General features: G+C 69.9%; 23 protein-coding genes. 14 read left to right on the top strand and 9 right to left on the bottom strand.

Annotated features, from left to right (window positions below; genetic code table 11):
- Window positions 1–141: 141 nt before the first annotated feature.
- Window positions 142–741 carry a hypothetical protein gene (locus ACIBK9_RS36905; RefSeq protein ID WP_397163344.1) on the bottom strand — a complete coding sequence of 200 codons (600 nt, stop codon included), beginning with the start codon at window positions 739–741 and terminating at the stop codon, window positions 142–144.
- 662 nt (window positions 742–1,403) lie between these two features.
- On the opposite strand from ACIBK9_RS36905, the gene ACIBK9_RS36900 reads away from it, so the two are divergent.
- The 3 genes from ACIBK9_RS36900 (at window position 1,404) to ACIBK9_RS36890 (ending at window position 3,712) form a co-directional block, all read left to right on the top strand.
- The gene (locus ACIBK9_RS36900; RefSeq protein ID WP_397163343.1) at window positions 1,404–2,288 is read left to right on the top strand and encodes a DUF2268 domain-containing protein; all 885 of its coding nucleotides are present in this window, start codon (window positions 1,404–1,406) and stop codon (window positions 2,286–2,288) included.
- 10 nt (window positions 2,289–2,298) lie between these two features.
- Window positions 2,299–3,057 carry a TipAS antibiotic-recognition domain-containing protein gene (locus ACIBK9_RS36895; protein ID WP_397163342.1) on the top strand — a complete coding sequence of 253 codons (759 nt, stop codon included), beginning with the start codon at window positions 2,299–2,301 and terminating at the stop codon, window positions 3,055–3,057.
- Window positions 3,058–3,154: 97 nt separating this feature from the next.
- Window positions 3,155–3,712, top strand: a complete 558-nt coding sequence (locus ACIBK9_RS36890) for a DUF6624 domain-containing protein (RefSeq protein ID WP_397163340.1) — start codon at window positions 3,155–3,157, stop codon at window positions 3,710–3,712.
- A 15-nt stretch (window positions 3,713–3,727) separates the two neighbouring features.
- On the opposite strand, the gene ACIBK9_RS36885 is transcribed toward ACIBK9_RS36890, so the two are convergent.
- Both ACIBK9_RS36885 and ACIBK9_RS36880 read right to left on the bottom strand, forming a co-directional pair.
- Window positions 3,728–4,981 (bottom strand): serine hydrolase domain-containing protein, encoded by a 1,254-nt coding sequence (locus tag ACIBK9_RS36885; RefSeq protein ID WP_397163338.1) that lies wholly within the window; start codon window positions 4,979–4,981, stop codon window positions 3,728–3,730.
- Between the two features lie 138 nt (window positions 4,982–5,119).
- On the bottom strand, window positions 5,120–5,530 hold the full coding sequence (locus tag ACIBK9_RS36880; RefSeq protein ID WP_358284371.1) for a hypothetical protein: 411 nt from the start codon (window positions 5,528–5,530) through the stop codon (window positions 5,120–5,122).
- A gap of 433 nt (window positions 5,531–5,963) precedes the next feature.
- On the opposite strand from ACIBK9_RS36880, the gene ACIBK9_RS36875 reads away from it, so the two are divergent.
- From ACIBK9_RS36875 to ACIBK9_RS36845, 7 genes are all read left to right on the top strand, one after another.
- Window positions 5,964–6,878 (top strand): DMT family transporter, encoded by a 915-nt coding sequence (locus tag ACIBK9_RS36875; protein ID WP_397163336.1) that lies wholly within the window; start codon window positions 5,964–5,966, stop codon window positions 6,876–6,878.
- A 139-nt stretch (window positions 6,879–7,017) separates the two neighbouring features.
- Window positions 7,018–8,487 (top strand): AMP-binding protein, encoded by a 1,470-nt coding sequence (locus tag ACIBK9_RS36870; protein WP_397163334.1) that lies wholly within the window; start codon window positions 7,018–7,020, stop codon window positions 8,485–8,487.
- 75 nt (window positions 8,488–8,562) lie between these two features.
- Window positions 8,563–8,832, top strand: coding sequence for an acyl carrier protein (locus ACIBK9_RS36865; RefSeq protein WP_364329040.1), 270 nt, complete (start codon window positions 8,563–8,565; stop codon window positions 8,830–8,832).
- A complete protein-coding gene (locus tag ACIBK9_RS36860; protein WP_352323183.1) occupies window positions 8,829–9,203 on the top strand; it encodes an ectoine synthase in 375 nt (124 codons plus the stop codon). Before ACIBK9_RS36865 ends, ACIBK9_RS36860 begins: the two co-directional genes overlap by 4 nt.
- Before the next feature lie 15 nt (window positions 9,204–9,218).
- A complete protein-coding gene (locus ACIBK9_RS36855; RefSeq protein ID WP_358284364.1) occupies window positions 9,219–10,385 on the top strand; it encodes an acyl-CoA dehydrogenase family protein in 1,167 nt (388 codons plus the stop codon).
- Complete coding sequence (locus tag ACIBK9_RS36850) at window positions 10,382–11,038, top strand: transglutaminase family protein (RefSeq protein ID WP_397163331.1); 657 nt, start codon at window positions 10,382–10,384, stop codon at window positions 11,036–11,038. Before ACIBK9_RS36855 ends, ACIBK9_RS36850 begins: the two co-directional genes overlap by 4 nt.
- 34 nt (window positions 11,039–11,072) lie before the next feature.
- On the top strand, window positions 11,073–12,437 hold the full coding sequence (locus ACIBK9_RS36845; protein ID WP_397163329.1) for a TrpB-like pyridoxal phosphate-dependent enzyme: 1,365 nt from the start codon (window positions 11,073–11,075) through the stop codon (window positions 12,435–12,437).
- Window positions 12,438–12,499: 62 nt separating this feature from the next.
- On the opposite strand, the gene ACIBK9_RS36840 is transcribed toward ACIBK9_RS36845, so the two are convergent.
- Window positions 12,500–12,871 (bottom strand): DUF5997 family protein, encoded by a 372-nt coding sequence (locus ACIBK9_RS36840; RefSeq protein ID WP_352323187.1) that lies wholly within the window; start codon window positions 12,869–12,871, stop codon window positions 12,500–12,502.
- Window positions 12,872–12,925: 54 nt separating this feature from the next.
- Here ACIBK9_RS36840 and ACIBK9_RS36835 point away from each other — a divergent pair, with 54 nt between their 5' ends.
- Together ACIBK9_RS36835 and ACIBK9_RS36830 are read left to right on the top strand one after the other, a co-directional pair.
- Entirely contained in the window at window positions 12,926–13,654 is a 729-nt protein-coding gene (locus ACIBK9_RS36835; protein ID WP_397163327.1) for a LysR family substrate-binding domain-containing protein, read from the top strand.
- A gap of 131 nt (window positions 13,655–13,785) precedes the next feature.
- The gene (locus ACIBK9_RS36830; RefSeq protein WP_397163325.1) at window positions 13,786–14,073 is read left to right on the top strand and encodes a hypothetical protein; all 288 of its coding nucleotides are present in this window, start codon (window positions 13,786–13,788) and stop codon (window positions 14,071–14,073) included.
- A gap of 33 nt (window positions 14,074–14,106) precedes the next feature.
- Here ACIBK9_RS36830 and ACIBK9_RS36825 read toward each other — a convergent pair whose 3' ends face one another.
- Genes ACIBK9_RS36825 through ACIBK9_RS36815 form a run of 3 tightly spaced genes read right to left on the bottom strand, consistent with a single transcriptional unit; the run spans window position 14,107 to window position 15,296 of the window.
- Window positions 14,107–14,250, bottom strand: coding sequence for a hypothetical protein (locus ACIBK9_RS36825; RefSeq protein ID WP_397163323.1), 144 nt, complete (start codon window positions 14,248–14,250; stop codon window positions 14,107–14,109).
- A gap of 43 nt (window positions 14,251–14,293) precedes the next feature.
- The gene (locus ACIBK9_RS36820) at window positions 14,294–14,440 is read right to left on the bottom strand and encodes a hypothetical protein (protein ID WP_352323191.1); all 147 of its coding nucleotides are present in this window, start codon (window positions 14,438–14,440) and stop codon (window positions 14,294–14,296) included.
- A 49-nt stretch (window positions 14,441–14,489) separates the two neighbouring features.
- Window positions 14,490–15,296: a GNAT family N-acetyltransferase gene (locus ACIBK9_RS36815; protein ID WP_397163321.1), complete on the bottom strand. Its 807-nt coding sequence runs from the start codon at window positions 15,294–15,296 to the stop codon at window positions 14,490–14,492.
- Between the two features lie 154 nt (window positions 15,297–15,450).
- Here ACIBK9_RS36815 and ACIBK9_RS36810 point away from each other — a divergent pair, with 154 nt between their 5' ends.
- Both ACIBK9_RS36810 and ACIBK9_RS36805 read left to right on the top strand, forming a co-directional pair.
- On the top strand, window positions 15,451–16,824 hold the full coding sequence (locus ACIBK9_RS36810) for a hypothetical protein (protein ID WP_397163319.1): 1,374 nt from the start codon (window positions 15,451–15,453) through the stop codon (window positions 16,822–16,824).
- A 27-nt stretch (window positions 16,825–16,851) separates the two neighbouring features.
- Complete coding sequence (locus ACIBK9_RS36805) at window positions 16,852–17,697, top strand: FkbM family methyltransferase (protein ID WP_397163317.1); 846 nt, start codon at window positions 16,852–16,854, stop codon at window positions 17,695–17,697.
- Here ACIBK9_RS36805 and ACIBK9_RS36800 read toward each other — a convergent pair.
- Window positions 17,674–17,943, bottom strand: a complete 270-nt coding sequence (locus ACIBK9_RS36800; RefSeq protein ID WP_397163315.1) for a hypothetical protein — start codon at window positions 17,941–17,943, stop codon at window positions 17,674–17,676. The two genes, ACIBK9_RS36805 and ACIBK9_RS36800, sit on opposite strands and share 24 nt — an antisense overlap.
- Window positions 17,940–18,212 carry a hypothetical protein gene (locus tag ACIBK9_RS36795; protein WP_397163314.1) on the bottom strand — a complete coding sequence of 91 codons (273 nt, stop codon included), beginning with the start codon at window positions 18,210–18,212 and terminating at the stop codon, window positions 17,940–17,942. The genes ACIBK9_RS36800 and ACIBK9_RS36795 overlap by 4 nt, the downstream gene beginning before the upstream one ends.
- Between the last annotated feature and the right edge of the window lie 12 nt (window positions 18,213–18,224).

Raw genomic sequence — 18,224 nt, 5'->3', positions numbered from 1 at the left:
TTCCCTTGCCTGCCCCCCGCGCCTCGGAGCCATCCCCGCGCGTGCGGTGCCTCCTCCTGCTCCTGGTGGGCCTGGATCGAGGGGAAGGCGCCCATCAGGTACGCCTCTAGCGGGGGCGCTCGCCCCCGCCGAGGGGTGCACTTAGCCGGAGTTCTCCCTGATGGCATAGCGGGTGTGCGTGCCGTCGAGCCACGCGTCGTCGATCTCCCTGCCGGTGATCCGGCCGATGAGGCGCAGGGCCGAGGTGACCTCCGCGTACGCGGTGTCGCCGAAGAAGGACAGGCCGTCGAGGTAGTCGTCGAGCGCGTCGGGATCGCTACCGTCCCGCTCCTCGGGATCGCCGACGACCAGGGAGGTGACTAGTTCCCCGCCGACAAGGTACTGGAGGTCTTCCACACCATCGAGGTCGTGCAGTGGCCAGCCGAGGCTGAGCAGTCTGCCCTTCTCGCCGGAGAGCCGCGCCCAGGCGTCCCACTCCCAGAGCCGGTTCCCGTCGAGCTGGATCGCCAGGATCCAGCCGGGGGCGTAATCGCCGATCCAGACGACTCCGCCCTCTTGCCCGCGATACTCGCCCGTCACGATCTCCCGGATGACGCCGGGCCGGGCGGTGTCCGGGTCGGCGCCCAGCCGGTGCGCCGCCTGCTCGACGGTGAGCCCCTCGCACCAGACGCCGCGGAAGGGGGTCTCGAAGTCGATGCCGTGCGCGGCGAGCCGATTCCACAGATCGGTGTCGTGATCCATGCGTTCCTCCTTCGAGGTGGAGGCCGGGGGCGCGACGAATTCGCCTCCGCGCCCCCGGCCGGTGTCAGTTGGCGATTCTGACCCAGAACTGGTTCTCATTCCCGACGTGGTAGCGGGAGTAGAAAGCCGCCAGGTACTGACCGTGCAGGTGGTTCCCGTCGCGACTCACGGAAGAGCAGAAGAGCTCTCGCCCCGAACGCTACGTCTGACCCGTCAGATCGCTAGATGGGCGATCCGTCACGCCCAGAAAGGAGACAAGGTTCAGCGGAACGTCGCCAGCCTCGTCGATGTCTCAGGCCGCACCCACAAGCCCGATCAAGGCTTACGTAATCCTGTGCCTGCTCTGCGGGATACGCACGGAAGAAGCTCGCGCTCTTAGATGGACGGAGGTAGACATAAAAGCAGGAACAATTGTGGTTTTCCGCGCTGAACGAGTGAACGGAGACACCAAGGCGCCAAAATCCCGTCGTATCCTCAAAGCCCCTATGTGGGGTGTCCAAATTCTGGGCGAACTGCACAACGCGAGGGCAGCGGAACGTCTCGAATCAGGAGAACGAGGAGAAGACACCGCACACGTGTTCCGTCGAGAAGATGGAACACCGATGAGCCGCGGTTACATCTGGTTTGACGTTGACGTTGCGTCAACTTCTAGCATCGGGGCCATGTCGATCACCGTTCTTGACACCTGCTCCGCCATGCGGCGGATCCTGCTGGCCCCGATGGCGGACCGCGCCGGCCTGCTGCGTTCGATGCTGGAGCCCAACGCCGGGATGTACCGCTACTACCCGGGCGAGGTCGATCTGGTGTCCGTGCATCTCCAGACCTCCGGGTTCCCCATCGACCGTGACGAGGAGCGTTGCCTCGACGCGCTGGACACCCTGGAGGCGGCCGGAGCCTGGGAGCGCATGCGGCGCGCGCTCGACGACGCTCTCGCCGTGCTGCTGGAGGCGACGCCGGGGCTGGCGGTGCCGGACATCACCGTGCTGTTCGTGCTCGGCGACCCGGCTGACGAGCATTTCATGGGGCCCTGCAAGGGGCTGACCGGGTTCGGCGGTATCTCGGGCAACATCGCCATCACGTTGTGGCCCTTCCCCGAGAACGTGGAGCGGCTGGAGGCCACCGCCGTGCACGAGCTCCACCACAACCTGCGATGGAGCCCGGGCGGAGTGGTGTGGGACCCGATGACCGTCACGGTCGGCGAGCACATCGTCGGCGAGGGCCTGGCCGACGCCTTCGCCCGCCAGCTCTACGGCGACGAGCTCGGCTACGCCCGCATCGGCGTGCCCCACCTGCACGACGACGCGGTCTTCGACAAGGTGCTCACCGGCCTCGACGTGACGGGCATGGAGAACTTCACCGCCTGGGTGCACGGCGACCCCGGGGCCGAGCACCTCGGTGTCACCCCGGTGGGCCTGCCGATGGGCGCCGGGTACGCCGCGGGCAACCGGCTGGTCGACGCCTACCTGGCGGCGACCGGCCGGACGGCGGCGCAGGCCCTGCACGCCGACAGCGCGGAGATCATCGCGACCACGCTCCGCCGCGGGTGACACTGGGACGATGGAGTGGACGATCCAGGAGCTGGCGGCCAGGGCCGGCGTCAGCAGCCGCACCCTGCGGCACTACGACAGCGTCGGGCTCCTGATGCCTTCCCGGGTGGGCGCGAACGGCCACCGCCATTACGACTCCGCCGCGGTCCTGCGTCTGCAGCGGATCCTGCTGCTGCGCCGGCTCGGCATGGGCCTGCCGGCCATCGCCGAGGTCCTGGCCGACGAGGTGGACGCGTGCGACGGGCTGCGGGCCCACATCGCCGCGCTGGAGGACGAGCGCGACCGCATCGACCGGCAGATCAGGTCGGTCCGTCACACGCTGGACGCCCTGCTGGCGGGGGCGGAACCGCGGATGGACGTCATGCTGGCCGGCTTCAACGACCACTACAAGGACGACGTGATCGCACGCTGGGGCGAGCGCGCGTTCCAGGTGAGCAACGACTGGTGGCACGGCAAGACGCTCGACCAGCAGCGGGCCTGGAAGCGGGCGGCCGAGGACCTGGTCGCCGCGTGGGTCGCCGCGGTGCAGGCCGGGGTGTCGCCGACCTCCGACCGCGCCCAGTCGCTGGCCGCCCGGCACGTGCGGTGGCTGAGCCAGATCCCGGGCACGCCCACGGCCGAGGGCGACCGGGAGCGCTCGATCGAGATGGTGAGCTGCCTCGGCGACATGTACGTCGACGACCCCCGCTTCGCCGCCATGTACGGCGACGCCACCGGGGCGAGGTTCGTCCGCGACGCGCTTCAGGCGTACGCGCGTACCCGGATGTAGGACGCGCTTCAGGCGTACGCGCGTACCGGGAATGCGCGTACCCGGATGTAGCGGTCATCCCTCGCGTCTCGGGACGGACGGAGGGATGATCGAGGGCATGCGGGTCTTGTCCCTGTGGCTGTTCGCGGCGTTCCTCATGGTCACGGCGTGCGGTGACGACGCCCCCAGGAACCCCGCGCTGCGGGCCGAACTGTTGAAGATGCTCAAGACGGACCAGGAGCAGCGCACCCTGGAGGCCAGCCAGGAGGACTGGGACCGGACCGAGAAGGCCAACACCGAGCGCATGCGGCAGATCCTCGACGCCTACGGCTGGCCGGGGTACGAGCTGGTCGGAAAGGACGGCGCGCAGGCGGCCTGGGCCCTCGTCCAGCACGCCGACCGCGACCTGGCCTTCCAGCGCCGGGGCCTGGAGATGATGCGGCGGGCGGTGGACGACGGCGACGCCGACCCGTCCGACCTGGCCTACCTGGTGGACCGGGTGCGCGTGGCGGAGAAGAAGCCCCAGGTGTACGGGACGCAGTGGGAGACCACCCCAGAGGGCGAATGGCGGCCCCGCACCCCCATCGAGGACGGGGCGCGGGTCGACGAACGGCGCGCGGAGGTGGGTCTCAAGCCGCTGAAGGACTACCTCAAGGAGCTCCAGTCGGTGAAATGACAGCTCGCGGCGCCCTCAGAAGTAGCGGGACGTCAGGTCCGTCGTGGGCCAGGAGGAGACGGTGACCTTGTTCATGTCGTCGTCGAGCGTGTCGAAGTCGAGCGACCCGGTCTCCTCCCTGCGGTTGAACACGACCGCGTAGCTGAAGCCGTTCTGCAGCCGGGCCAGGTAGGAGTACGTGCCGGGCATCGAGCCGTCGTGCCAGGTGTTGAGGTGGCCGGTGACCTGGCGCACCCACCAGCCGCCGCCGTACCAGGATCCGTACTGGTTGACGCCGATCTCCGGCTTGGCGACCAGCTTGGCGATCGAGGCCGAGCTCAGCACCGTGCCGGGCTTGTCGAAGGCGAGGGTCCAGCGGACCAGGTCGACGGCGGAGGCGAGCCAGCCGCCGTTGGCGTCCTGGTTGGGCATGTTGAAGCCGCCGTACTGGTAGGGGACGACGGTGCCGGAGGCGTCCACCACCGACTTGTTGGTGTACCGCGACTCGTAGGCGACCTCGCCGGGCGCCGCCTCGCTCCGCAGGCTGCCGCCGAGCCGCATGCGGGTGATGCCGAGCGGCTGGAGCAGCTTGGTCGTGACGTACGACTCGTACGACATGCCGGAGACCTTCTCGATCACCCGGCCCAGCAGCAGGTAGCCGTAGTTGCTGTAGACCATCTTGCTGCCGGGGTCGAAGTCGAGCCGCCGGGCGGTGGCGTACTTGACGATGTCGGCGTGGCTGATCGGCAGCGGCACGTCCAGCGCGGCGGAGATGGTGTGGTCCAGCCAGAGCTGGTCCTTGGAGACGCCGCGGTCCCAGCCGCCGAGGTGCTGCATGAGGCGCAGCACGGTGACCTGGCCCATGCGCTCGTCGAGGGGGGTGAGCCCGAGGAGCTGGGTGACCTTGGCCGACAGGCTGAGCTTGCCGTCCTGCACCAGCCGCATGATCGCGGCGGAGGTGATGTTCTTGCTCAGGCTGGCGATCCGGAACAACGACGTCGGCGAGACCGCGGGCAGCGCCCTGGAGAAGTCGTTGTAGCGGTAGCCCCTGGCCAGCACGATCTTGCCGCTCTTCATGATGGCGAGCTGCGCGGCGGTGATCTTCCGGTCCAGCACGAACTTCTTCACCAGGTTGTCGAAACCGGCCAGCGAGGCGGGCGCGACGCCCGACATCTCGACCCCGGGCAGCTCCGGCCGCGCGGCCCGGGCCGCCGTCGCGGGTGCGAGGATCGCGGCCGGAACCGCGATGGCGCCGGTTTTGAGAAGATTTCGCCGGGACAGCAGCGTCACGTCAGGGCCCCCAAGTCACATCCGTACCATTAGGGCCCGTATCTTACGGATTTTTCGGTCATCCTTGACAAGGATCTGCCAAATCACGCCCGGCCGCAGCCCGGCGACCTCGCCGCCGGGCCGGAGCGCCGAGCGGGGCTAGACCCGGGTCATCGTGGACTGGTAGCCGCCGCCGGGCCACTCCCAGGCGCCGGAGTTGGTGTCGCCGTCCTCGCTGAACTTGCCGACGAAGCGGGCGGGCGAGCCCTGGTCGCCGTACCAGATGGTCAGCGTGTCGCCGCTGACCTCCCAGGTGTACTTGAGGATCTCGGCGGACTGGCCGAACAGGTGCGACTTGAGGGTCTTGCTCTCCTCGTCGTAGCCGATGTACTCCACGGCCTTGGTGTCGGCCAGGTCGACGTGCTGGACCAGGAAGTTGCCGCCCTCCAGCCATTCGAAGCGCACGGTGCCGGCGTCGGTCGCCTTGCCGTCCTCGACGTTGCTGACCCGCCAGGTGCCGATGAGGACGTCGAGCTGCCGGAGCGCGGGATTGGGGGATTTATCGGTCATGGTGGTTTCCCTCCGTTTCAGGGTGACAGTGCACGGCTTGGCGCGGCGGGACCAACGGCCCGATGCCGTCCGGCGAGGGCCGGTGATTTCGCGGCTGACCTGCGAGGACACCGATCGGCGGCACTCCGGTCGCGCGTCCAGCATCCCTTGGCGTCGAGCTGATTGTCCACTGAAAGAGCACGTTGAAAGAAGCCGCGACACGGGCGCCGTGCGATTCTCGGGAAGAATTGCTTTCGTGCGGGAATTGTCGCGCGGCAGCGAATAGGCTGGAGGATTTTCATGGATTCGCCGTCGGTCTTCCGCAGGCCGCCGGCCCGCATCCCCGGCGCCGCTCCCGCCCCTCCGGCTGCTCCCCCGCCCTCCGCCTGAGCAGACCGTCCATGAGCAGACATTTCATGAGCAGGCCGTCCATCTCGACCCCAAGGAGACGCATGTGAGCCGCCGTGGCTGGGTGCTGTTCGCCCTGATGTCCGTGATCTGGGGCATCCCCTACCTCCTCATCAAGGTCGCGGTCGGCGGCGTGCCGGTGCCCGTGCTGGTCTTCGCGCGCACCGCGATCGGCGCCGCGCTGCTGCTGCCGCTGGCGATCCGCGGCGGGCAGCTGGCGATGGTCCGTCGGTACTGGCGGCCGGTCTTCGCGTTCGCCTGCCTGGAGATCCTGGCGCCCTGGTGGCTGCTGTCGGACGCCGAACGGCGGCTGACCAGCTCGACCAGCGGCCTGCTGATCGCCGCGGCGCCCATCCTCGGCGTGGCGCTGGCCCGCCTGAGCGGCGGCAGCGAACGGCTCGGCAGGGCCCGCTGGATCGGGCTGGTGATCGGGCTGGCCGGCGTCGCCGTGCTGGCCGGGCCGCACCTGGGCGGCGGGGACGCCTGGGCGATGGGCGAGGTGCTGCTGACCGCGCTCTGCTACTCGATCGCCCCGCTCGTCGCCGACCGGCACCTGCGGGACCTGCCCACCATCCCGCTGACGGCCGCCTGCCTCACCCTGGCCGCGCTGGTCTACACGCCCGCCGCGATCTGGACCTGGCCGTCCGCCATGCCGAGCTGGCAGGTGCTGGCGGCGCTGGGCGGCCTCGGCGTCGTCTGCACCGGGCTGGCGTTCGTGGTGTTCGTGGAGCTCATCAAGGAGGCCGGGCCGTCGCGGGCGCTGGTGTCGACGTACATGAACCCGGCGGTGGCGATCGTCGCCGGGGTGCTGATCCTGGACGAGCCGCTGACCGCCCTGATCGTCGTCTCGTTCGCGCTGATCCTGGGCGGCTGCGTGCTGGCCACCCGCGCCGAGGAGGAGCGGCCCGCCCCGGCGGCCGGCCCGCCGGAGCGGGCCGAAGAACTGGAAGTACGGTCCTGACCCGTTCTCGTGGTCGAGGCGTTGCAGGAAGCTGCCGGACGCGGGCAATTAGCTGAAGCCCGCATCTCCGATTTCGCGGTCGCACATCGAACAAAATCATTGGTATCCGGCAACCAAGAAATCGATGGGTGACCTTCCGATGACCACAGAACTGCTCCGCGATTTCATCGCGCACGCCGAGAGAGAACCGTCCGCACCAGCCTTGCGAACCAGGACGGAAAAAGTCAGCTACGCCGAACTGGCCGCCATGGCAGGACGGGCCCAGAAAGAACTCGACGCTTTTGCGCCGGGCCCGGTCGCGGTGCTCGCCCGTAAGTCGCCGCAGGCGGTCGCGCTGGTGCTCGGCTGCCTGGCGGCCGGGCGTCCGCTGCTGCTGCCGCCGATCGACCTCGGCGCGGTCGCGCTCGGCGAGCTGTGCGCGCGGGCGGGCTGCGTCGAGGTGCTGGCCGCCACCCCCGAGGACGCCGCCGAACACCCCGACGTGGTTACCGCCGTGATCGGCGGGCGCGACAACAAGCCCAGCGGCGGGCCCGCGGTTCCCCACCCCGTGGCCGTCACCGAGCAGGACACCGCGTTCATGCTGACCACGTCCGGCTCGACCGGCACCCCGAAGATCGTCCCGCTGTCGGCGGGCGCGGTGGCGCGGTTCACCGGCTGGGCCGGCGACGCGTTCGGCCTCGGCCCCGGCGAGGTGGTGTTCAACTACGCGCCGCTCAACTTCGACCTGTGCCTGCTGGACGTGTGGGCCACGCTGCGGCACGGCGGCTGCGTCGCCCTGGTCGACCCCGCGCTGGCCGCCAACCCGCGCTACGTCTGCGACTTCTTCGCCGCCTGCGGGGTCACCGTCGTCCAGGGCGTGCCCATGCTGTACCAGCTGCTGGAGGAGGGCGTCTTCCCCGGCGTGCGGCACGTCATCGTCACCGGCGACCACGCGCCGGTCCCGCTGCGCGCCGGCCTGCCGCGCCGGTTCCCGCGCGCCCGGCTGCACAACGTCTACGGCTGCACCGAGACCAACGACAGCTTCTGGCACGAGTTCGACGCCGCCGAGGCGGCCGGGCCCGCCCCCCTGCCGATCGGCCGCCCGCTGCCCGGCGTCGTCGTGGCCTTCGGCCCCGACCTGGCCCCCGTCCCGCCGGACGACGGCGGCACCGAGCTCCTGGTCTGGACGCCCTTCCAGACCGAGGGGTACGTGACCCCGGACCCGGCCGCGGCGACCGGCAGGTTCGTGACCGGGCCGGACGGCCGCCGCTTCTTCCGCACCGGCGACCTGGTCCGCCGGGACGCCGCCGGCCGGCTGTTCCTCGTCGGCCGGGACGACTTCCAGCTCAAGGTACGCGGCATCCGGGTGAACCTGGAGCAGATCGAGCGGGTGCTGCTGGAGCACGACGACGTCCTGGAGGCCGCCGTCGTCCCGGCCGTGGACGGCGCCGAGACCCGGCTCACCGCGTTCGTCCGCGGGACGGGGCCGGGGCGGCTGTCGGGGCTGCGCCTGCGGACGCACTGCGCGATGCGGCTGCCGCGGGCCGCGATCCCGTCCGCCATCAGGCTGGTCGAGCAGCCGTTCCCGCGCACCTCGACCGGAAAGGTGGACCGAAAGCGCATCGGCTGACACGCAAAAGCCTATTGCGGGCACGCGCATTCTCGGAGATGCGGCCGCGTGCGCGCGCGTGTGATGCTGCCTTTCGTGGACATCGCACACCGGATTAAAGAATTCGTGGTGACCGAGTATCTCCCCGATACTCCGCCCGACGAACTCGAGGCCGACTACGACCTTTTCCGCAACGGGGTCATCAGCAGTCTGGGCCTGTTGAAGCTCATCGGCTGGATCAAGGACGAGTTCGACGTCCCGGTCGACGAGCTGGACATCGCCCCGGAGAACTTCCGGACCGTGGCCGCCATTGACGAATTCGTCGGAAAAGCATTATCAGCACCAGCAGAACGGACACTGCAATGATCATCCGCAAGATTTCTGACGTGACGCCGGTCGAGTGGGGGAACGGCCTGAGCCACCGCTTCCTGGTCGAGCGCGACGGCATGGGCTACTCCCTCACCGACACGATCGTCTGGGCCGGCACCAGCTCCCCCCTCCAGTACCGCAAGCACCTGGAGGCGTGCTACTGCATCAGCGGCCGGGGCGCCGTGATCGACGCCGACGGCCGCCAGCACGTCCTGGAGCCGGGCACCATGTACGCGCTCGACCAGAACGACCCGCACCACCTGATCGCCGACCCCGGCGAGGACCTGCGGCTGATCTGCGTCTTCTCCCCCGCGCTGCAGGGCGACGAGCGCCACCAGCTCGCTGAGGCTGAGTTCTCCCACTACTGACGGATCTGGTCACCCATGGACGAGTGGAGCGACACACACCGCGAGCTCAGGGCCGAGTTCGCGGACTGGTACGAGGTGCTGGGCGAAGGCCACCTGGACGCCGACCGCGACGCCGACCGGACCGCCGGCCTGCCGGCGCACAAGTGGGAGCAGGTGCGCGCCTCCGGGCTGCTGCGCCTGCCGTTCTCGCCGGAATGGGGCGGCCGCGGCCTGGACCTGCTCAGCACCATGTACGTCCTGGAGGGCCTCGGCGAGGGCTGCCGGGACGGCGGGCTGTGCTTCTCGCTCTGCACGCAGATCGTGAGCGCCGGGATCCCGCTGCAACGCTTCGGCAGCCCCGAGCTGAAGGCCCGCCACCTGCCGGGCATCTGCGACGGCACGACGATCACCGCGCACGCGATCACCGACCCCGGGGGCGGCTCCGACGTGCTGGGCATGGGCATGACCGCCAAACCGGACGGCGACGACTGGATCCTCGACGGCGACAAGGTGTTCGTGACCAACGGCCCGGTCGCCGACCTGATCGTGGTCTACGCGGTGACCGACCGCGACCTGGGCCCGTTCGGCCTGACCGCCTTCCTGGTCGAACGGGACACCCCGGGCCTGCTGACCGGCCCGGACGTGCCCAAGATGGGGTTGCGCACGTCCCCGCTCGGCGAGCTGACGCTGCGCGACTGCCGGGTCCCGGCCGCCAACGTGGTGGGCCGGCCCGGCATGGGCTTCACCGTGCTGGAGCACGTGATGCGGTGGGAGATCCTGTGCTCCTTCATCGTCCAGGCCGGCGCGATGCGGCACCGGCTGGACCGCTGCGTCGAGCACGCCTCCCGGCGCCGCCAGTTCGGCCGGCCGATCGGCTCGTTCCAGATGGTCGCCGGCCAGATCGTGGACATGAAGATCGGCGTGGAGACCGCCCGGCGCTGGTTGTACGACGCCGCGCGCGGCTTCGCCGCCGGCCGGGACGTCGCCACCGACATCGCGATCGCCAAGGTGGTCACCAGCGAGGCGAACGTCAGGTCGGCGCTGGCCGCGATCCAGATCTTCGGCGGCAGCGGCTACCTGACCGGGACCGGGCTGGAGAAGGAGCTCCGGGACGCGGTCGGCGGCACCATCTACTCCGGCACCTCGGAGATGCAACGGATCCGCATCGCCCGGATGCTCGGCCTCAAGGAGTCACACACATGAGCGCTGACCTGGCCGCCACGAAGTTCCTGGACGCCGGCCACCCCGTGGTGCGCGAGTTCGCCGAACGGGCCGTCGAGGGCGCCACCACGCCCACCGAGCAGGCCGTACGCCTCTACTACAAGGTGCGCGACACCATCCTGTACGACGTCTACGACATCGACATGTCCCGCGACGGCCTGCGGGCCAGCACGATCATCGCCCGGGGCAGCGGCTTCTGCCTGCACAAGTCGGTGGTGTACGCCGCCGCCGCCCGTGCGCTCGGCATCCCGTCCCGGCTGGTGTTCGCCGACGTGCGCAACCACCTGGCCTCCGGACGGCTCAAGGAGCTCGTCGGCGGCGACGTGTTCCGCTTCCACGGCCTGGTCTCCGTCCAGCTCGAAGGCCGCTGGGTGAAGGCCACCCCCGTGTTCAACAAGATGTTGTGCCGGCTGTACCGCCTGAAGCCCCTGGAGTTCGACGGCACCGCCGACAGCGTCTACCACCCGCACGACGAGGCAGGCCGGCGGCACATGGAGTTCCTGCACTGGCACGGCGAGTTCGACGACTTCCCCTACGAGCTGGTCCTGGAGGGCTTCAGGACGTCCCACCCCGCGCTGCTGGGCGGCGGGGACCAGACCGTGAAGGGCTCGCTGACCGCGGAAGCGGGCGTCTGACATCCATCGACGAAGTCCTTATGAGAGGTATCCGTTGAACGACAGCGTCAAATACACCCTGAACGAGGACGACATCCCGTACACGTGGCTGAACATCGCCGCGGACTTCGGCGAGCCGGCCCCGATCCTCGACCCGGCCACCGGCGCGGCGATCACCCGGGCCGAGCTGTGCAGGACGATCGCCGAGCCCCTGGTGGACCAGGAGCTCAGCACCGAGCCGGAGTTCGAGATCCCCGGCCCGGTCCGCGACATCTACCGCCAGTGGCGGCCCACCCCGCTCTACCGGGCGCGCCGCCTCGAACGCGCCCTGGACACCCCCGCCCGCATCTACTACAAGTACGAGGGCGTCTCGCCGGTCGGCAGCCTCAAGCCCAACTCGGCGGTGCCGCAGGCGTACTACAACAAGCAGATCGGCAAGACGGGCCTGGTCACCGAGACCGGCGCGGGCCAGTGGGGCAGCTCGATCGCCTCGGCCGCGGCCATGTTCGGGCTGAGCGCGCAGGTGTTCATGGTGGGCGTCAGCTACCGGCAGAAGCCGTACCGCCGGGCTCTCATGGAGGCGTACGGCGCGATCTGCAACTCCAGCCCCAGCCCGCTGACCGCGGCCGGACGGGCCGTGCTGGCCGAGGACCCCGACCACCCCGGCAGCCTCGGCATCGCCAAGTCCGAGGCCCTGGAGGTCGCCTACGCCAACCCCGACCTGGGCTACACCCGCGGCAGCTCGCTCAACCACGTCTGCGCCCACCAGACCGTCATCGGCCAGGAGGCGATGCTCCAGATGGAGCTCGCCGAGGACTACCCGGACATCGTGGTCGGCCCCTGCGGCGGCGGCAGCACCCTGGCCGGGATGTGCTTCCCGTTCCTGCGCGACAAGCTGCGCCGCGGGCGCGAGATCCGGCTCGTCGCCGCCGAACCGGTCGCCTGCCCCACGCTGACCCGTGGCCGCATCGCCTACGACCACTCCGACGCGGCCCGGCTCACCCCGCTGTCGCGGATGCACACGCTGGGCCACAAGTTCGTGCCGCCGCCCGTGCACGCCGGCGGGCTGCGCGCCCACGACATCTCGCCGCTGATCAGCCGGGCCGTCGAGAACGGGCTGATGGAGGCCGTCGCGGTACGGCAGACCGCCTGCTTCGAGGCCGGCGTGCTGTTCGCCCGCGAGGAGGGCATCGTGCCCGCCCCCGAGTCGGCGCACGCGGTGCGGGCCGCCATCGACGAGGCGCTGCGCTGCCGTGAGCAGGGCCAGTCGAAGGCGATCCTCATCGCGCTGTCCGGGCACGGCCACTTCGACCTGGCCGCGTACGAGATGTTCCAGGCCGGGCTGCTGCCCGACGACGAGCCGACGGACGACGACCTCGCCCACGGCCTGTCCAGCATCCCCGACCTGGCACGCGCCTGACCGGGCGGTGACGCGCGGCCTGCCCACCGGCGGGCCGCGCCGTCATGTCCGGAACGCGGCGACTAGCGCTGCTTGAGCCGGAGGGCTTCCTTGCGGGCCTCCGCCTGGACGGTGCGCTCGCGCTCCAGCCAGTCGGGGTTCTCCGCCTTCAGCGCGTCGATCTCGGCGGTCGTGAGCGGCTCGGTGATCCCGGCCCGCAGCAGCCCCGAGATGGAGACGCCCAGCTTGGCGGCCACGACCTGCTTGGGGTGCGGCCCGTTACGACGCAGGTCGGCGAGCCACGCGGGCGGCTTGGCCTGCAGCTCGTTCAGCTCGTCCCTGGAGACGACGCCCGCCTGGAACTCCGCGGGCGTGGCCGAGAGGAGGACACCCAGCTTCTTGGCCGCCGTCTCGGGCTTCATCGTCTGGATGCTCTTCGGTTTGGACGAGGTCATGCCCCCAAGCCTAGCCAGTCGGGACAGCGTCCCCGACATCGATACCCTGAGGACGTGACTGACGAGAGCGGCGAAGACTTCCGGCTGGCGTACGCGCCCGGCGTGACCCCCGCCAAGTGGGCCGGCGTCTGGGCCGAGAGGCTGCCCGACGTGCCGCTCACGCTGGTCACGGCCCCCACCCCCGAGGCGCTGGCCCTCCTGCGGGGCGGCGGGGCCGACGCCGCGTTCGTCCGGCTCCCGATCGACCGCGAGGGCCTGAGCGCGATCCCCCTCTACGTCGAGACCACGGTGGTCATGGTGCCGAAGGACCACGCCGTGGCCGCCGCCGACGAGGTGACCCTCGCCGACCTGGCCGACGAGGAGATCTTCCATCCCCTCGACGACGCCATCGAGTGGGCGTCGCGGCCCGGGCAACCGGCCTTCACCCGTCCCGCCACCACGGCCGAGGCGGTCGAGATGGTGGCCGCCGGCACCGGCCTGCTCCTGGTCCCCCAGTCGCTGGCCCGCCTCCACCACCGCAAAGACCTCACCTACCGCCCGGTCACGGACGCGCCCCAGTCCCAGGTCGCCCTGGCCTGGCCCACCGACGCGACCACCGACCTGGTGGAGGACTTCATCGGCATCGTGCGCGGCCGCACGGTCAACAGCTCCCGCGGCCGCGCTCCCGCCGCCCCTCAGGAGAAGCAGGCACGACGCCAGCCTCCCAAGCCCGCCGCCCAGAACCGCGCCGGTCGCCGCGCCGCGCCGACGAGCCGCAAGAAGAAGGGCCCGCGTCCCCGCTGACGGCGGCGTCCCGGCGACCGGACAGGGGCTTGACGGCGGCGACGGTGCGGCTACTTTCTCTTAAGAAGCTTTCCTAAGAGTGCACTGCCTGACGACCCACTGGAGGTCAGCACATGCGCGCGAGAAAGCACTTGACCCTCCCCCTCGCGACCGTCCTCACCAGCGTCGCCCTCTTCGGCGCCGCCTCCCCCGCGCACGCCTCCCCCACCGGCTGCACCACCGGCCGGGACGGCAAGACCGCCTGGGCGTACTGCGGCGGCGGTTCCGGCAACTACGCCGTAGTCATCCGCGTCACCCATCCGGATCCCACGGTGGGCTCGTGGCCGGAGGTCGGCCCCTGCGTCTCCCCCGGCCAGCGGTCGGAGTACACGCCGTACCACAACATCCCGTTCACCGTCACGGGCATCACCTACTGCTGAACCCGCACGGGCCGGGCGGCCGGTCTCCTTCGCCTACGTGACGATGAGACCGGCGTCCGCCAGCACGGACATGAACAGTCCCCCGCACAACAGCGCGACGGGCCACACCCTCTGGGTGAGGGCGACCAGGATTCCGGCGAGGAGTGCCAGCAGAGCGACGATGGTGAGGGCGTCCATGTGCGTGTTCCTGCCCGTAGGGGGTGGTCTCAGGCGCCGGGGGTCAGAGCTGGCCGAGCTTGGGGATGATCTCGCTGAGCACCCAGAGCGCCAGACCGAGTGCGAGCAGGTTGACGCGCGCGCCGCCGATGTTGAAGGCGGACAGGACGAAGCAGGCCAGGGCGAGGATGAGCAGAATGAGAGTGATCATGCCGTGTTCCACTTCTGTAGCCGGGGTGGTCGCACAGCGCTACCCGTGATCATCCGATGTAGGCATGACCGGCGAGTCGGAGGAAGTGGATCGCGGTGTTGGCACGGCAGCCGATGCGTTCGTAGACCGGCTGCCCGGCCGGCGTGGCGTGCAGCACCAGCCGCCGGTGCCCGCTCCGCCTGCCGCCTTCGTGGATCGCCTTGCGGGTGACGGCCTCGCCGTACCCCTTGCGCATCTCCTCCGGCAGGGTGGCGACCAGCGCCAGGAAGATGGAATGCGGCCCGGCGACGGTGGCGGCGCAGGTCACCGGCCGTCCGTCGCGGTATCCGAGGTAGGCGTGCACGTCGCCGCGCCACAGTTGCGAGCCGGCCAGGGCGAGCCTGCCCGCCTCGGGCGGCATGCCGTAGGCGCGTGCGTTGATGTCGCCGTACGCGGCGAGGTGCTCCTCGTTCTCCACCCGCCGGAACTCCAGGTCCGGATGATCCGGCTCGGGCACGGCCAGGTCGCCCGCCATGCCCCGGCCCGAGAACGCCGGCTCCAGCCCGGCCTCGGCCGCGCGCCGGAACAGGCTCTGGCGCGCCTGGGGGCTCAGCAGATCCTCGAAGACCCACAGATATCCGCTTTCGGACCTGCCCCTCATGAAGGACGCCGCCCGCGCGAGCCGCTCGCCGAGCGCGTCCGCGGGGATGCCCGTACCGGCCAGGGTCACGGTGTTCCAGAAGCCGAAGGGGCTGTCGGCCCACATGTGCACGACGCCGTCGTCCGTACCGATCCGGCCGCCTCTGTCCCGTACCAGCTCGCTCCAGACGGCGACGAGATGATCCCTGGACTCCACGGCCTCTTCGAGCGACGACACAACCGGCCCCTTCCCCGAGGAGACACCACGAGCGACCCAAGCGGATCGTACGACGCGGAACCCCCGGCCGAGCCACTATCCATGATGACCTTCCCTGCGGTACCCGGCTGTGCTTCCCTTAGGGGTGGCGACCGAAGGGTGGTATCTCGAAGAGATGAAGCGCGATGACTCCCGCTCCATCAACGCCTTGCGCGCCACGTCCCAATTCGCCGCCTTGGAACCGATCTGGGCCGGCATCAGCTCCACCATGCAGCTCCGGGCCCTGCTGGTGTTCGGGGCGCTCTTCAACGAGCGGGTCTACGTGCATGACACGCAGCTCGTGGACAACCCCCGGGTCGTGGGCGACTTCAGCAGGTCGGACCTGCGGGAGAACAACTTCTACCGCCTGCTCAGAGATCTCGTCGCGGGAGGCGTCGTCGCGGTCGGGCTCCGCGCCCACAACTACCTCTACCAGGAGGACCGGCTCGACCCCTGCGACTCTCTGGCGGACGTCCTGGACAGCTGGAAGCGGAACAGCCCCGACGGGAAGGGATGGGTCGTCTCGCCGGTCTCGGCCGCCCGCGACCGCATGATCAGGGAACTCGACGGCGTTCTCGCCGGAGACGGTTCCGTCGTCGTCCGCTACGACTATGTCACCGCCAAGGACGACTTCATGCGGCAGGTCCGCGAGGCCGCCAACTCGCCTGACTCCGTCCTGACCGGCCTGCTGTCGGCGCAGCCGATCGAACTGAGAAGACGGTACGACGACATCCTGTCGAGGCCGCGGTTCTCCCACACTCCCATCTTCGCGCTGCTCCACGACTCCGGACTGCCGGTGAGCAGCGAGCTGATCCAGATCCACGGCCTCTTCGACGAGACCGCGCACGCCCGCGCGTTCAACGCGAGGATCATGGGCTCGGACTGGAACTCCGGGGACGCCACCGGCCTCGCCGAGGCCGTCCTCACCGGTGCGCAGCGTGCGCCCAGCCGGCCGGATCCTCAGTTCGACGTGCGGGAGCTCGTCGAGACGGCCTATCGGATGGTCGAAGGTCCGCCGCCCGACCTGCTGGCCATGCTGCGTTTCGAGGAGATCGTCGAACTGCGCCAACAGGCCAGGGAGCTGTTCGAGATCCAGTCCTACCTCGAAGTCTCGAACGCCCATGACGCGGACGACGTGCTGGCCGCGGCCCTGGCCGACTGCGCCGCCGACTACTGGCAGCGCATCTGCGACCACATCCGGGCGACGCGTCCTCATCTGGCGGTCAAACCCACGAAGCTCGGCATCTTCCTGCGCAGGAAGATGCCCGGACTGGCGAAGGTCGCCGAACGGTTCGCGATGACCGGCCTGTCGACGCTCACCGAAGTGGCGGTCAACGCGGTCCCGCTGGTCGGGGGCCTGCTGGGCGAGGAGGCGAAACACAGCATGCTGCGGCGGGCCAACCTGGAGTTCGTCTTCTTCACGGACTCCTCGCGCATGCGGGAACTCAGGAGCTACTACCCGCACCGAAGCTGGATCTCCTCCGACGCGAGAACGATCACACGTGGGTGAGCGCGGAACACCTCCCCGGGAGTCCTGATGTCGACGACGCCTTCCCTCTCGCAGCGCGACGGACTGACCTGGGCCCTCCGGCCCGCCAGCGGTGACCGCGTCGGTCCGGGACCGCACGAGCAGGACATCTGGCGCCTCCTGCAGTCCTTCGCCGAGCCGGGCTCGGCCTTCCTCGACGTCGGCGCCCACGTCGGCCACTACGCCTTACGGATGGCCAGGGCCTTCACGAAGGTCATCGCCGTCGAGCCGAACCCGGTCGCACTGCGCGCGCTGCACCACAATCTGCAGCTCAACGAGATCGGCAATGTCGACGTCCACCCGGTGGCCGCGCACGACTCCGGAGCACGACTGCGACTCTGGGACCCCTACGACGTCACCGCCGGCCCCTGCACCCGTACGCTCGCCGCCGGCGAGCCGGCGACCATCCCCGCCGACTGCGTCACTTCCACCCTCCACCACGGCGAGGAGGGGTACGGCGCGTTCCTCGGTGAGGCCGACGGCCTGCCGATCGACGTCATGGCCTCCCGGTCCCGGGAGAGGATCCGGCTGGTCAAGATGGACATCGAGGGTCATGAGGGGAGGGCGCTGGCGGGCGCGGCGGAGACGATCGCCCACCACCAGCCGGCGCTGCTGATCGAGATGCACGACTCCATGTACGGCGCACACATCAGGGAGGAGGTGATCGAGCAGCTCACCCGGCACGACTACGCCTGGTGTGACTTCTCGCTCTACCAGCGATCGAAGATGACGCGGTCGGACATGTGCCCCTACATCTACGCCGAGCCGGTCAGCACGCGGCGGATGCGGGACGTCCGCGACTTCGCCGTCCGGGCGAACGAGGGCGCGGCGTCACGCTGGGTGACGACTCCGTGAGACGGTCAGGATCACCAGGCTCATCTCCTCGTGCCGCACCCAGCACAGGGCCTCGAAGTCGCCTATCTCCGCCTTGAGCAGCCCCGCTTCCTTGTCGATCGTGCGCAGCAGACCCGAGTCGAGGTCGGTGGAGAGATACTCCAGGCCGTCGAGGACGAACGTGGCGGCCATCGGCTCCGCGGCGTGCACGGCACGGATCTGCCGCACCGCCGATGACGAGAGCTGGATCTCGTAGTAGCCCTTCATGAGGCAAGCTCACGGCGCAGGTCGCTGAGCCGCATCGTCTCCATGCCGGCTTCGAGCTCCGCGATCAGCCTGAGCCCCGACAGCCGGTCAGCGGCGTCCTGGGCCTCGTTGAGCAGGTCGACGCCGGCGGCGGCCACCTCGTAGGGCACCACCGCGGCCACGAGGCGACCGTCCTGCTCCAGCAGGACGACCTCTCCCGCCGCCGCCTGGTCAATGGCTTCCTGGACGGCGGCCGCGGTGGCGGGGATCCGCAACGTGCGATTTCGCATGGCAGGTGGCTC

It is taken from the genome of Nonomuraea sp. NPDC050227 (assembly GCF_044459705.1).
Lineage (GTDB): Bacteria > Actinomycetota > Actinomycetes > Streptosporangiales > Streptosporangiaceae > Nonomuraea.
This window is presented reverse-complemented; position numbering and strand designations above follow the sequence as displayed.

What these genes read in the sequence shown, in the direction of transcription:
- ACIBK9_RS36905 (WP_397163344.1), bottom strand. Translation starts at nt 741, where the DNA reads ATGGATCACGACACCGATCTGTGGAATCGGCTCGCCGCGCACGGCATC.
- ACIBK9_RS36900 (WP_397163343.1), top strand. Translation starts at nt 1,404, where the DNA reads ATGTCGATCACCGTTCTTGACACCTGCTCCGCCATGCGGCGGATCCTG.
- ACIBK9_RS36895 (WP_397163342.1), top strand. Translation starts at nt 2,299, where the DNA reads ATGGAGTGGACGATCCAGGAGCTGGCGGCCAGGGCCGGCGTCAGCAGC.
- ACIBK9_RS36890 (WP_397163340.1), top strand. Translation starts at nt 3,155, where the DNA reads ATGCGGGTCTTGTCCCTGTGGCTGTTCGCGGCGTTCCTCATGGTCACG.
- ACIBK9_RS36880 (WP_358284371.1), bottom strand. Translation starts at nt 5,530, where the DNA reads ATGACCGATAAATCCCCCAATCCCGCGCTCCGGCAGCTCGACGTCCTC.
- ACIBK9_RS36870 (WP_397163334.1), top strand. Translation starts at nt 7,018, where the DNA reads ATGACCACAGAACTGCTCCGCGATTTCATCGCGCACGCCGAGAGAGAA.
- ACIBK9_RS36860 (WP_352323183.1), top strand. Translation starts at nt 8,829, where the DNA reads ATGATCATCCGCAAGATTTCTGACGTGACGCCGGTCGAGTGGGGGAAC.
- ACIBK9_RS36855 (WP_358284364.1), top strand. Translation starts at nt 9,219, where the DNA reads ATGGACGAGTGGAGCGACACACACCGCGAGCTCAGGGCCGAGTTCGCG.
- ACIBK9_RS36850 (WP_397163331.1), top strand. Translation starts at nt 10,382, where the DNA reads ATGAGCGCTGACCTGGCCGCCACGAAGTTCCTGGACGCCGGCCACCCC.
- ACIBK9_RS36840 (WP_352323187.1), bottom strand. Translation starts at nt 12,871, where the DNA reads ATGACCTCGTCCAAACCGAAGAGCATCCAGACGATGAAGCCCGAGACG.
- ACIBK9_RS36825 (WP_397163323.1), bottom strand. Translation starts at nt 14,250, where the DNA reads ATGGACGCCCTCACCATCGTCGCTCTGCTGGCACTCCTCGCCGGAATC.
- ACIBK9_RS36820 (WP_352323191.1), bottom strand. Translation starts at nt 14,440, where the DNA reads ATGATCACTCTCATTCTGCTCATCCTCGCCCTGGCCTGCTTCGTCCTG.
- ACIBK9_RS36810 (WP_397163319.1), top strand. Translation starts at nt 15,451, where the DNA reads ATGAAGCGCGATGACTCCCGCTCCATCAACGCCTTGCGCGCCACGTCC.
- ACIBK9_RS36805 (WP_397163317.1), top strand. Translation starts at nt 16,852, where the DNA reads ATGTCGACGACGCCTTCCCTCTCGCAGCGCGACGGACTGACCTGGGCC.
- ACIBK9_RS36800 (WP_397163315.1), bottom strand. Translation starts at nt 17,943, where the DNA reads ATGAAGGGCTACTACGAGATCCAGCTCTCGTCATCGGCGGTGCGGCAG.
- ACIBK9_RS36795 (WP_397163314.1), bottom strand. Translation starts at nt 18,212, where the DNA reads ATGCGAAATCGCACGTTGCGGATCCCCGCCACCGCGGCCGCCGTCCAG.